11 protein-coding genes are annotated in these 12,325 nt (G+C 65.5%); 4 read left to right on the plus strand and 7 right to left on the minus strand.

Annotation, left to right across the window (positions count from 1 at the left end; genetic code table 11):
- Positions 1-10: 10 nt before the first annotated feature.
- The 3 genes from HU751_RS12315 to HU751_RS12325 all read right to left on the minus strand — a co-directional run bounded on the left by HU751_RS12315 (position 11) and on the right by HU751_RS12325 (position 4,041).
- On the minus strand, positions 11-2,485 hold the full coding sequence (locus HU751_RS12315) for a TonB-dependent siderophore receptor (protein WP_186735840.1): 2,475 nt from the start codon (positions 2,483-2,485) through the stop codon (positions 11-13).
- 97 nt (positions 2,486-2,582) lie between these two features.
- A complete protein-coding gene (locus HU751_RS12320) occupies positions 2,583-3,533 on the minus strand; it encodes a FecR domain-containing protein (RefSeq protein ID WP_186735842.1) in 951 nt (316 codons plus the stop codon).
- Complete coding sequence (locus tag HU751_RS12325) at positions 3,526-4,041, minus strand: sigma-70 family RNA polymerase sigma factor (RefSeq protein WP_186735844.1); 516 nt, start codon at positions 4,039-4,041, stop codon at positions 3,526-3,528. The genes HU751_RS12320 and HU751_RS12325 overlap by 8 nt, the downstream gene beginning before the upstream one ends.
- A gap of 168 nt (positions 4,042-4,209) precedes the next feature.
- Between HU751_RS12325 and HU751_RS12330 the strand changes: the two genes are divergently transcribed.
- From HU751_RS12330 to HU751_RS12340, 3 genes are all read left to right on the plus strand, one after another.
- Positions 4,210-4,836, plus strand: coding sequence for a DNA-3-methyladenine glycosylase family protein (locus tag HU751_RS12330; RefSeq protein WP_186735846.1), 627 nt, complete (start codon positions 4,210-4,212; stop codon positions 4,834-4,836).
- Between the two features lie 146 nt (positions 4,837-4,982).
- Positions 4,983-6,041, plus strand: a complete 1,059-nt coding sequence (ada, locus tag HU751_RS12335) for a bifunctional DNA-binding transcriptional regulator/O6-methylguanine-DNA methyltransferase Ada (RefSeq protein WP_186735848.1) — start codon at positions 4,983-4,985, stop codon at positions 6,039-6,041.
- Between the two features lie 54 nt (positions 6,042-6,095).
- Positions 6,096-8,498 carry a DUF3772 domain-containing protein gene (locus HU751_RS12340; protein WP_186735850.1) on the plus strand — a complete coding sequence of 801 codons (2,403 nt, stop codon included), beginning with the start codon at positions 6,096-6,098 and terminating at the stop codon, positions 8,496-8,498.
- Between the two features lie 117 nt (positions 8,499-8,615).
- Here the strand turns inward: HU751_RS12340 and HU751_RS12345 are convergent, their stop codons facing one another.
- From HU751_RS12345 to HU751_RS12355, 4 genes are all read right to left on the minus strand, one after another.
- The gene (locus HU751_RS12345; protein ID WP_186735852.1) at positions 8,616-9,833 is read right to left on the minus strand and encodes a DUF3422 domain-containing protein; all 1,218 of its coding nucleotides are present in this window, start codon (positions 9,831-9,833) and stop codon (positions 8,616-8,618) included.
- A 269-nt stretch (positions 9,834-10,102) separates the two neighbouring features.
- Positions 10,103-10,993: an IS3 family transposase gene (locus tag HU751_RS12350; protein WP_367616959.1), complete on the minus strand. Its 891-nt coding sequence runs from the start codon at positions 10,991-10,993 to the stop codon at positions 10,103-10,105.
- Positions 10,942-11,250, minus strand: a complete 309-nt coding sequence (locus HU751_RS26820) for a transposase (RefSeq protein WP_062574409.1) — start codon at positions 11,248-11,250, stop codon at positions 10,942-10,944. The genes HU751_RS12350 and HU751_RS26820 overlap by 52 nt, the downstream gene beginning before the upstream one ends.
- 107 nt (positions 11,251-11,357) lie before the next feature.
- Positions 11,358-11,615: a hypothetical protein gene (locus HU751_RS12355; protein ID WP_062572794.1), complete on the minus strand. Its 258-nt coding sequence runs from the start codon at positions 11,613-11,615 to the stop codon at positions 11,358-11,360.
- A gap of 300 nt (positions 11,616-11,915) precedes the next feature.
- Between HU751_RS12355 and HU751_RS12360 the strand changes: the two genes are divergently transcribed.
- On the plus strand, positions 11,916-12,236 hold the full coding sequence (locus HU751_RS12360) for a hypothetical protein (RefSeq protein ID WP_186735419.1): 321 nt from the start codon (positions 11,916-11,918) through the stop codon (positions 12,234-12,236).
- Positions 12,237-12,325 lie beyond the last annotated feature (89 nt).

Raw genomic sequence — 12,325 nt, forward strand, 5'->3', positions numbered from 1 at the left:
CCAATGCGCTTCAGAAGGTGCCGCGCAGGGTTACCGAGACATTGCGCGGATCGCCCCAGTAGTAACCGGTCGGCGTCGGCGCCACCTGGCGGTAGTACTTTTTGTCGAACAGGTTGTTGGCGTTCAGCTGCAGCGAGTAGTTGTCGTTGAAGCGGTAGTTGACCATCGCGTTGTACACCGCATACCCCGACTGCGAGGCTTCGGCGCTGCCGCTGCGGTTGTAGATGTCGCTCTGCGCCTGCACGCCGCCACCCACGGTCCAGGCCTGCAGCTCGCCCGGCAGGCGATAGCTGGTGAACAGGCGCAGCATGCGCTTGGGGTCGGTGGTGCGGATCGGGTTGCCGTTGTTGCCGGTGGTGTCCTTGAGGTACTCGGTGGTGTTGTAGGTGTAGCCACCGGTCACGTTCCAGCCCGGCAGCACTTCGCCAGAGATCTCCAGTTCGAAGCCCTGGCTGCGGTTCTTGCCCGCGGCGACCTTGCAGTAGCCGCTGGTGTAGTTGGGCAGGCATGGGTTCGGCCCGCTGAGGTCGTCCAGCGCGTTGCCGACCTGGTAGATGCGGAAGAATGCCAGCGAGGTGTTCAGCCGGCCCTCGTAGAACTCACCTTTGATTCCCGTCTCGTAGGCTTCGCCGGTGACCGGCTCGAGCACGGAGCCGGCAGCGTCGGTGTTGGTCTGCGGGTTGAAGATCTCGGTGTAGCTGGCGTAGGTGCTGAAGTTCTCGTTCAAGTCGTAGATCAGCGCGGCGTACGGCACGATCTCGTTGTCGACACTGAACTTGCCGCTGGCCTTGGTGTTGTTCTCCTGCTCGTAGTCGTACCAGTTGGCGCGGGCGCCGATGATCGCGGTGAGCGGGTCGGCCAGGGAGATGCGCCAGGTGGCGTAGGCGCCTTCCTGGGTGGTGCGGGTGCGCACCGGGTGGGCGGTGATATTGATGTTCGGGTTGGCCAGGCTGGTCTTCGGGTCCCAGGTGCGGATGTCGAACACCCCCGACTGCACATTGTTGGTGGCCGAGGCGTAGGAGTCGTTGCGGATGCGCTCGACGCCCAGCATCAGCTCGTGGGTGCGGCCAAGCAAATCGAACGGGCCATTGAGGGTGGCGCTGAGGTTGTTCTGCAGGCTCTCGCCGCCATCGCCTTCGGTCACCTGGTAGCTCATCAGGTAAGGGTTGCGGGTCGGGTTGGCGGTGCCGGTGGCGCGGCTGAAGTAGGTCTGCTTGAAGCCGTTGTCGTCCAGCTCGAAGTGGGTGCGCTGGGCCATCAGCTTGAGCGTCCAGTCGTTGTCGAAACGGTGTTCGAGCTCGGCGAAGGTCTGCAGGTTGCTGCGGTTCCAGCGGTTCCAGTCGGCGCCCAGGTAGGTGCTGCGGCCAAACGGCAGCGGCGAGCCGTCGTAGTCGGCCGGCAGGTTGCCCCAGGCGCCGGTGGCGTCGAGCTGGGTCCATTCCAGGCCGGTGGTGAGGGTGGTGCTGTCGTCGAGGTCGAAGGCCATCACCCCGTACAGCACGTCCTTGCGCTCCTGGCGCGACTGCTGGAAGTGGTCCTTCTCGTCGTGCACCGCGATCACCCGGCCACGCACGTTGCCGGTTTCGGTCAACGGCCCGGAGAGGTCGGCGACGTAGCGCTGGGCGTCCCAGGTGCCGAGGGTGACGCTGCCTTCGCCCTGGAATTCATAGGTGGGGCGCTTGCGCACCAGGTTGACGGTGCCCGAGGGGTTGCCGGCGCCGCGCAGCATGCCGGTGGCGCCGCGCAGGACCTCGGCGCGGTCGAGGATCGCCGAGTCGCTCTGGATGAACGAGCCGCCGCCGCTGCTCTGTACCACGGTGGCGCCGTCGTACTGGATGGCGTCGATCTGGTAGCCGCGCGAGAAGTACTGCACCCGTTCACTGTCGGTGAGGTTGACCACCACGCCGGGGGTCTGTTCGAGCAGGTTGGTGAGGTTGGTGATGTTCTGGTCGTCGATCCGCTGGCGGGTGACCACGGTCACCGACTGCGGGGTGTGGCGGATGCTTTGCGGGGTCTTGCCGATGGTCACCGCCCCGGTGGTGTAGGAGCCGCTGTGTTCGGTGGTCTCGCCCAGGCGGTTGCTGGAGATGCTGGTGGCGCCCAACTGCAGCGCGTCGCCGACGTCCAGGGCCGGGAGCAGCAGGAAGCTCTTGTCGCTTTCCTGTTGGACCTGCACGTCGCTGCCCCGCAGCAGGATCTGCAGGGCCTGGGCGCTGTCATGCCGGCCTTGCACGCCCTGGGTGGTCTTGCCCCGCAGGCTGGTGGCGTCGAACGACAGGTTCAGCCCGCCCTGGCGCGCCAGCTGGTCCAGGGCGGCGGCCAGCGGGCCGGCCGGGATGTTCCAGTCGCGCTGCTGGCTCTGGCTGGCGGGCGCGGCGAGGGCGAGGGTCGGCGGCAGGCCGGCGCAGGCCACGCCCAGGCCCAGGGCGGCGGCGCGGATGGCATGGCGCAAGGGGGCGTTGCGAGGGGAACACGGGCGAATCATGAAGCGCTCCTGAAGGTTGGCAGACCACTGTTCGGGCTTGTTTCCTTCAGGCCGGACGAGAATGAGATTCCACCTCATTTATTTTTTTGCGATGTTTTCAGGCGGCGCCGATGCTCACCCAGAAGCGTGTGCGGTAGTCGACGCGCACCGGCAGGCTGCGGGCGACCAGCAGCAGGATCTGGTCGGTGTCGGCCAGCTGGAAGGTGCCGGAAACCTTGAGCCCGGCCACTTCCGGCGCGCAGCGCAGCAGGCCGGGGCGGTAGCGCGACAGTTCGTCGATGAACTCGCCCAGGGGCATCTGCTGCACGCTGAGCACGCCATCGGTCCAGCCCCAGGGGTCGTTGTGCAGGGTGGCGGGCTGGTAATCGCCCTGGGCGAACACCTGCAGCACCTCGCCGGGTTTGACCCGATGCGCGGCGGCAGAGGCGGGGAACAGCGTCACCTCGCCCCGGCGCACGGCCAGCAGCAGGCCCTGGGCGTTTTCCCGCAGCAGCAGCTGGCCGCCCTGGGTGCTCAAGGCGCCGACGCGGGTGTCGATGCTGAACGGGCGGTTGTCGTTGGTGTTGCCGTCCAGGCTGACCTCGCCGCGCAGCAGGGTCAGCCGGCGCTGCTCGGCGCTGTAGCGCAGGTCGATGGCGCTGGCGGTGTTCAGGCGGATCAGGCTGCCGTCGCTGGCCAGCAGTTCGCGGCGCTCGCCGGTGGCGGTGCGGCTGTCGGCCATCAGCGCCGGCAGGCCCAGATGCTCGCGCGCGGCCCAGCCGACGCTGCCACCGAGCGCCAGCAGCGACAGCAGCTTGAGATGGTCACGCCGGCTCATGCGGCGGCGCTCGCTGCCGGCCAGGGTCTGGCGGCTCAGCTCGGCGGGCAGGCTGGCCAGTTCGTCGCCGAGGCTACTGACCCGCTGCCAGGCCTGGGCATGCTGCGGGTGGCTGGCCAGCCAGCGCTGGAACTGCTGTTCGGTGCGTGGGCCGGGGCTGTCGTAGCGCAGTTTCACCAGCCATTCGATGGCTTGGTCGACCTGGGCCTGGGTCGGGTTCTGGTCAGGCATCGGCGTAGCGGATCCGGTAGCAGACACCCAGGGCCTTGGCCAGGTCGCGCTCGACCGTGGCCCGGGAGACGTCCAGGCGTTGCGCGACCTGGGTAAGGGTGAGGCCGTCGAGCTGGGCCAGCAGGAACGCCTGGCGCACCCGTGGCTTGAGGCGTTGCAGGGCGCGGTCGAGGCGTTCGAGGGTGTCGAGGATCAGCAGGCGCTGTTCTTCGCTGGGGGCTTCCAGCTCGGGCAGGCTGGCCAGGCTCTCTAGGTAGGCTTTTTCCAGGGCACGGCGGCGGAACTGGTCGATCATCAGGCCGCGGGCGATGCTGCTCAGGTAGGCCCGTGGCTCCTTGAGCGGTGAAACCTGGCGCGCCTTGAGCAGGCGTACGAAAGTGTCCTGGGCCAGGTCCGCGGCATGCTCTCGGCAGCCGACCCGGGCGCCGAGCCAGCCGCGTAGCCAGCGGTGGTGCGCTTGATAGAGCAGATCGACCTCGGCCGGTTTCAGCGTGTCTTCGATCTGCATCGTCTGGAGAGCCTGCCCGGATAATGTGATTGTTAATAGTTCTCAATTCTATGCGGGGCGCGGCGAGCGGATCAATGGTATGCCAGTAATTCGATGCGCAAGATTGAGCGTTTCACCGATGAACGGTTGGGCTAGGCTAGGGGATCGTGACTTGTGCGAACGCCCTTGATGATCCTTGCAGACCTTTCCCCGCAGGCTTTTGACGATGCCGCCGCCTGGCTGGCCGGGCAAGACCCGGACTGGGCGCGGCATATTGCCGCCGTGGGGCCCTGCCGGCACCGTGCCACGCCCGGGCGCGAGCCGTACGAGGCGCTGGTGCGCGCGATCGCCTACCAGCAGTTGCATGCGCGGGCGGCCGAGGCGATCCTCGGGCGATTACTGGCGCTGTTCGCGGAGGGGGCGTTTCCCTCGCCCGAACAGTTGCTGGCGGTGACGCCGGAGGCGATGCGCGCCTGTGGGTTTTCCGCGAGCAAGATCGCCACGGTTCACGGGATTGCCCAGGCGCGTGTGGCGGGCGTGGTGCCCAGCCGGGAAGAGGCGCTACGCATGTCGGATGCCGCACTGGTCGAGCGCCTGGTGGCGCTGCGCGGGGTGGGGCGCTGGACGGTGGAAATGCTGCTGATCTATAGCCTGGAGCGATCGGATATCCTGCCGGTGGATGATTTTGGCGTGCGCGAGGGGTATCGGCGCATGAAGGGGTTGGACAAGGCACCGACGCCTGCGCAGATGCGTGCGCTCGGTGCTCCGTGGAGCCCTCATCGCACCGTGGCGGCCTGGTACCTGTGGCGGGCTTGAAGTGTCGTCCGCCTGCATGGCCCTATCGCGGGGCAAGTCGCATCGGCGCACCGCGATAGGGCCCGTGAAAACACCGCAAGAATCGGAGTTCCACGCATCATCCACCCTGCCAGGCTGACGGTATCGAATCCCAGGAGAGGCCCCTGATGAAGCCCGCCCCGACCACCTACACCACCGACGCCGAACGCTGGCACGCCGTGCAGGCCCGCGACACCGACGCCACCGGCCATTTCGTCTACGCCGTGCGCACCACCGGCGTGTATTGTCAGCCCGCCTGCAAGTCGCGCCTGGCCAAGCGCGAAAACGTCGAGTTCTTCAGCGCCGCCACCCAGGCGGAGGCCGCCGGTTACCGCCCGTGCAAGCGCTGCAAGGGCGGGCAGGGCAGCCGCCGTACCGAGCTGGTGGCCCGCGCCTGCCGCCTGATCGAGGCCAGCGAGACCGCACCCAACCTCGACCAGCTCGGCAGCGAGCTGAACCTCAGCCCGTTCCACCTGCACCGCCTGTTCAAGGCCGAGACCGGCCTGACCCCCAAGGCCTACGCCTCGGCCTTCCGCGCCCAGCGCCTACGCGAGCGCCTGGACGCCGCCGGCAGCGTCACCGAAGCCATCTTCGACGCCGGCTACAACTCCAACAGCCGCTTCTACGAAAGCGCCGGCGAGCGCCTCGGTATGCGCCCCAGGGAATACCGTGCCGGCGGCAAGGGCGCGACCATCCGTTTCGCCCTGGCCCAGTGCTCACTTGGCGCGATCCTGGTGGCCCAGAGCGAACGGGGCATCTGCGCGATCCTGCTCGGTGACGAGCCCGAACCCTTGCTCAAGGACCTGCAGGACAAATTTCCCAAGGCCCAGCTGATTGGCGGCGATGACGCTTTTGAGCGGCTGGTGGCGGAGGTGATCGGCTTCGTCGAGGCCCCGGCCCTGGGCCTGGCACTGCCCCTGGATGTGCAGGGCACCGCGTTCCAGGAGCGGGTCTGGCAGGCGCTGCGCGAGGTGCCGGCGGGGACCACGGTCAGCTACACCGACATCGCCGAGCGCATCGGTGCGCCCAAGGCCGTGCGGGCCGTCGCCCAGGCCTGCGCGGCCAACGCGATTGCCGTGGCCATTCCCTGCCACCGGGTGGTGCGCCGCGATGGCGACCTCAGCGGCTACCGTTGGGGCATCGAACGCAAGCGCCAGCTGCTGGACCGAGAGACGGCACTCTCCTGAGCCTCCAGACCGCGTAGAATTCACGCCCTGTCGAGTTGTGTAGAGGAACATTCGATGAGGCGTGTCAGCCTTGACCGATTCTATGCGGGGATTTTCGCCCTGCTGTTGTGCCTGGCCGTGCCGGCCTGGGCCGCGCCGGCCACGCCGGTATCGCGCCTGGCCGTGGCCGAGCAGCAGGTGCTGGACGAGAACGCCAGCCTGGAGGAGTTGAGCGAACGGCTCGACCAGATCCGCCAGGGCGTTACCAGCAATGCCAACGACGACCTGCTCGCGCAGCTGCGCCAGTCGGCCCTGCAGGTGCAGCGCCAGGCCGATGTGCTGGTCACCCAGCGTACCGCCGACGTGCAGCGCCTGGACGACCAGCTCAACGTGCTCGGCCCGCCGATGGAGGAGGAGGCCGAGAGCCTGACTCGCCAGCGCAAGCAGCTCAACGACGAGAAGAACAAGCTGGTCGCCGAGCAGAAGGACGCCACCACGCTGACCCAGTCGGCCCGTGACCTGTCGACACAGATCGTCAACCTGCGCCGCAGCCTGTTCAACTCGCAGATCACCAGCCGCGCCGCCAGCCCGTTGAGCCCGGCGTTCTGGTCGAGCCTGATCCGCCCCACCGACGACGACGTGGCGCGCCTGCGCGACCTGCGTGGCGAGGTGTCGGACGCCATGGCCAGCGCCTTCAGCGCCGAGCACCGCTGGTTGTTCATCACCGCGCTGGTGGCGGCGGTGCTGGTCTGGACCTTGGTACGGCGGGTGCTGGAGCGCCTGCTGGCCGACGCCATGATCCGCTGGCTGCCCGAAGGCCGCCTGCGCCGCAGCGCCCTGGCGCTGAGCGTCAGCCTGGCGACCCTGGGCACCATCTCCGGTTCCGTGTCGCTGCTGCGCTGGGGCCTGGAGAGCAGCGCCGACCTTGGCACGGACCTGGCCAGCCTGACCAACCATATCCTCGCCCTGGTGATCTTCAGTGCCTTCATCTCGGGCCTGGGCCGCGCCATGCTGATGTTGCAGCGCCCGTCCTGGCGCCTGCCGCCGATCCCCGACGAAGTGGCCAGCGCCCTGGGCTGGTTCCCCAAGGTCCTGGCCCTGGCGCTGATGGTGCTGCTCACCCAGGAGCGCATCAACAGCGTGATCGGCACCAGCCTGGCGCTGACCCTGGCCACCAACGGCCTGACTGCCCTGGTGGTGTCGCTGCTGTTCGTCGTGGCCCTGCTGCGCTACCGCCGCGCCCGTCGCCAGCATGACCTTGAGCGGCCCAAGGGCCTGGCCGGGCTGATCCCGTTCGTGATCGTGGTGTGGGTGCTGGCGATCCTGCTGACCCTGCTTGCCGGCTACCTGACGCTGGCCTACTTCCTCACCGCCAAGCTGCTGTGGATAAGCGTGGTGGTGGTCTGTGCCTATCTGCTGGTCACGGTGTTCGGCGACTTGTGCGAGACCCTGCTGTCGCCCCGCCAGCCCGGTGGCCTGGCGCTGGCCTCGGCGCTTGGCCTGCAGCAACGCCACCAGGCCCAGGCCAGCACGGTGCTGGCGGGCATCGGCCGCACGCTGCTGCTGTTCGCCGCCGCGCTGCTGGTGTTCATGCCTTCGGGCACCAGCCCGGGCGAGCTGCTGCTGAGCCTGGCGGACTGGGACGGCACCGGCGGCAAGGTGCTGGGCAACCTGAACATCGTGCCCCAGGACATCTTCCTGGCCGTGGCGATCTTCCTCGGTGGCTGGTTCGCCATCCGCGTGGTCAAGCGCTGGCTGAGCGAGCGCCTGCTGCCGGAGACCGACATGGACGCCGGCATGCGCGCCTCGCTGGTGACCCTGGTCGGTTACCTGGGCTTCCTGTTCCTGGCCATGCTGGTGATGTCCACCCTGCACATCAACCTGACCAGCCTGACCTGGGTGGTCAGTGCGCTGTCGGTGGGTATCGGTTTCGGCCTGCAGCAGATCGTGCAGAACTTCATCTCCGGCCTGATCCTGCTCACCGAGCGTCCGGTGAAGGTGGGTGACTGGGTGAGCCTGGCCGGTGTCGAGGGTGATATTCGCCGGATCAACGTGCGCGCCACCGAGATCCAGATGTCCGACCGCTCGACGGTGATCGTGCCCAACTCGCAGTTCATCTCGCAGAACGTGCGCAACGTGACCATGGCCAATGCCCTGGGGGTGGTCAGCGTGACCCTGACGCTGCCGCTGGAAACCGATGCCAGCCATGTGCGCGAGCTGCTGCTGGCGGCGTACAAGGAGCATGAGTCGATCCTCGATGCGCCGGCCACATCGGTGACCTTCAAGGACTTGACCAGCAGTGGCATGGTGATCGGTGTGAGCGGTTACGTGGCCTCGCCGCGGCAGGTGTCGGGCACGCGCAGCGACCTGCTGTTCACCATCCTCGGGCGCTTGCGTGACGAAGGCATTGCCCTGTCGTCGCCGCAGAGCATGGTGCTGGTGCAGGAGAACGGGCGACCGGCCGACGAGCCGGCGTGAGGCCCTTGGGGCTGCTTTGCAGCCCTTTCGCCGGCAAGCCGGCTCCCACAGGGGTTACCATTCACCTGTGGGAGCCGGCTTGCCGGCGAAAGGGGCGCAAGGCGCCCCCACTGGGTTTCAATGCTGCTTGGCCCGCCGAATCCTCATCAGGATCACCAGCAGCACCAACCCCGCCACCGGCGCCATGCCCAGCATCGCCTCCCGCGCCGTCAATCCCGCCCCCAGCACATTCAATCCGCCATACAGCAGCTTGAACAGGTTCAGCAGGTAATAGGTGATGGCAATGATCGACAAGCCTTCCACCGCCCGCTGGATCTTCACCTGGGCATCGGCCCGGGCATTGAGGCTGCGCAGGATCTCGGCGTTCTGCTCCTCCATCTCCACCTGCACCCGCGCCTGCAGCAGGTCGCCCAGGTTGGCGACGTTCTTCGCCAGCTGCTCCAGTCGCTGCTCGGTGGCCACGCAGTAGCGCAGGGTAGGCTTGAATCGCCGCTCAATGAACACCCCCAGGCGCTGGCAGTCGGCGACATGGCTCTCACGCAGCTCGCCCAGGCGTTCGAACACCAGTTGCGCATAGGCCTGGCTGGCGCCGAAGCGGTGGCGGGTCTGCACCGTGCGGTCGACCACCTGGCGCGACAGGTGGGCGATGGCTTCGAGCAGGGCCTTGGAATCGTGGGCCGCGCTGCTGGCGCCGCGTTCGGAAAGGCTCACCAGGGTGGCGTCGAAATCGTCCAGTTCCTGGCTCAGGGCCTTGGCCGTGTCCAGGGTCAGCGAGGCCATCATGCGGTAGGTCTCGATCTCCAGCAGGCGGCGGATCATGCGGCCCTGGCGGTAGGCGTTGAGCCGGCGGTTGATGAACAGCAAGCGGTTGGTGCCGTCCCCGGTCAGGCGGAAATCGCTCCACACCACCGCATCGCCACCGCCGACGCTGGAGCCGCAGGGGTCCTTGAAGCCATAGCGGGCGAGGTCCAGGTCCTGTTCGTCGCGTACCAGCACCTGCACGGCGTTGATCACCTGTGCCGCCTGCGGGGCGATGGCCTCGGCGAGCACGGCGGGCAGGGGTTGCCAGTCGTTGTCGTGGGTCGTGCAGGGCACCACCAGGGTCAGGGTGAAGAATTCGGTGTGGCGTTCCCACTTGAACGGGTGGCCGTCCAGCCGGGTGATGCCCTGGGCCGCATGGGTGTCGGGCGCCTCGGGGCAGCAGCGCTGCAGCAGGGCCTGGCAGGCGTTGGCGTCGCCGAGCACGGCAAGGTGGTAGACATGCGCCGGGTCGTCGAAATACAGCGACGGGCGGGCGTGCAGTTCGTTGTGCAGGGCGGTGCGAAGAGGATGCATGGGTGGGCTGGCCTGGTGTTGTGATTGTGGGGCTACCAGGAGGTGTGACTTCGCAGGGCGGGGCAAAAGTCACGGGGTGCCGGGGCCGCGTGTTCGGGAATTACACCTGCCTGTGTAGGAGCGGCCTTGCCGAGGCGTCGGACCGGCCGGAAAGGGCCGCAAAGCGGCCCCGGCGATCTGTCTTGTGGCGCAGACTCTGGGGCCGCTTCGCGGCCCTTTCGCGACACAAGGTGTTCTGGTCAAGTTTTTCCGGACACCGATTACGGTGATCAAGCCGCCTGCTGCTCCATGGCTATTGGCGACAGGTAGTTGTTGTAGCTGTGGAGCCTGACTCGGTTGTAACGCATGAAGAAGCTGGTCATATCCTGTCTGGCTTCTTCGATCTCTGTGTAGCCCTTAGTGGGCACCCACTCTGACTTGAGCGTGCCGAACAAGCGCTCTGTCGGTGCGTTGTCCCAGCATTGGCCTCTACGACTCATGCTTTGGGTTATGCCATGCTCAAGCAGTTCGGATTGGAAGCGCTGGCTCGTGTATTGGCAACCTTGATCCGAATGAAACATCAAGCCCGTATGCTTGCCTCGTACTTCCACAGCCATTCTCAGTGCTTTGGCGACCAGGTTGGCGTCATTGATCAGAGAAAATGCCCAGCCAACGACCCGGCGGGCGAACAGGTCAATGACCACAGCCAAGTGATACCAGCGCTTTCCGACCATCAGGCTGGTAACGTCGCCGCACCAAACCTGATTGACTGCTGCTGGCCGGAAATTACGTTCAAGGACATTCTTGGCCACAAATGCCTCAACACCTTTAGAGCGATATTGGTGGCGACGGCGCTGCCTGCTGGTCAGGTTTGCCTCCGCCATAAGTCTTCCAGCCAGATACCTTCCCACTTTGAGTTGCTGGGCCTTCAAGTACTGAGAGATCATTCTTGCACCGGCACTTTCTCTGCTTTCAGCATGCAGTTGCACAACCTTTTCCCTGAGCGCATCGCGCTCGGTATCCGGTACTGAGCGGCGATGGAGCCAGTCGTAAAACGCGCTACGGGAAACGCCCAGAACACTGCAAAGCTGGCTGGTCGGATACGAGCCTGACTCTCTCAGCTCCTCGATCAGGAAAAACGACCGGGATCCGACATCAAGAGAGCGGTAGCCTTTTTTAATATTTCGGCCTCGGTCTCCAAGCGTTTGATCTTGGCGCGTAACTGCTGGAGCTCCCGCTGTTCGTCACTAATCGCCTTGGTGCCTGGCACTGGCTGTCCTTTCTGGCGTTCTTTACGAACCTGATCCACCCACCGGCGCAGAGCCGTTGGACCGACGTCCATCGATGCGCAGACGTCGGGAACCGAACAGTTGTCGTCAAGAACCATGCTTGCAGCACGTTGCTTGAACTCGCGGGTATAGGTCTTTCGCTCTTGCATGGAACCTCCTGAATGGGCGAATCATATCGCCCTTAAGAGGTGTCCGGGATCATTAGGCCAGTTCAAGGCCGCTCCTACAGGGATCGTGCAGGGCAGGTCTCCTGGCGTCAGCCGCAAGAGCAGCGGTTCAGCGCATGTTCCGCCAGCGCCCGCCCCATCTGCACGTTGTGCGCGGCGTTCACCAGCATTCCCAGCCCGGGTTCGCCGGCCAGGGCGCAGCAGTACTCGTCGATGGTGTCTTCGATACCACGCATCAGCTGGATGGCGTGAAGCAGCGCTTCGGTGGTGGGCATATCGTCGTTGATGGTGAAGAAGGGGCGGTTGAGCGGTTTGGCAGGAGGTGGATCAGGAACGATCTTTTTCATGGGAAGCACTCATTTCGATTGGAAAGGTGCCGCCTCCAGATCCCTCTCACAGGATGAGGGTGGCAGCCGTACGCGGGGTGAGAGACCGGTCGAAATGAGCAAATACCGGCCAGGCCTGGGCCTGCCCGCGCACAGCCGCCATGGCAGTGCTGCGTACTTCATTTCGACGGTGGCAGGCTCTCACACCCGGTCGCCGGAAAGACGACCTGGGGAAGTTAGTCCTGCTGATGGTCCTCGACAATTCAGACGCGTCGGCAGCGTGCGTAGGGTAATTCCCAAGCTGTTCTGCTTTGAAGCACTTTGTTTCAGGTTCGGAAATCTCTGACAGGCAAGGCTGATTTGCACAGGCAGGGTTTTTATCGCTCTGAGATTGGCCAGAATGATTGGCCTGGCGATGTGGTTCTGGTCATTGCTTCCAAGGAGGTGATTTTGAAAGACACGAATCTTGCGTATGACGAAAGGCCGAACAATCCTGTCTCGGAGGTGGATGAATTGGAGCCTCAGCCATTCGTGGTCGGTGATGAGGCGTTTGAAGCGTTCATCGACAACCTCGAATATTACCCGCTCAAGGAAAACCAATGCCTTCAAAACCTTATGAGTAGGCCGAAGCGTTGGATTTGAGTGTGGCAGGTGATGCAAATGATCAGATCGCAAGTGCGCCATTGCCCGCTGGATCAATGAGGCTGGGCAGAAGTAGCGCGGGTTGTCGT

This window comes from Pseudomonas peradeniyensis, assembly GCF_014268935.2.
In the GTDB taxonomy this organism is placed as follows: domain Bacteria; phylum Pseudomonadota; class Gammaproteobacteria; order Pseudomonadales; family Pseudomonadaceae; genus Aquipseudomonas; species Aquipseudomonas peradeniyensis.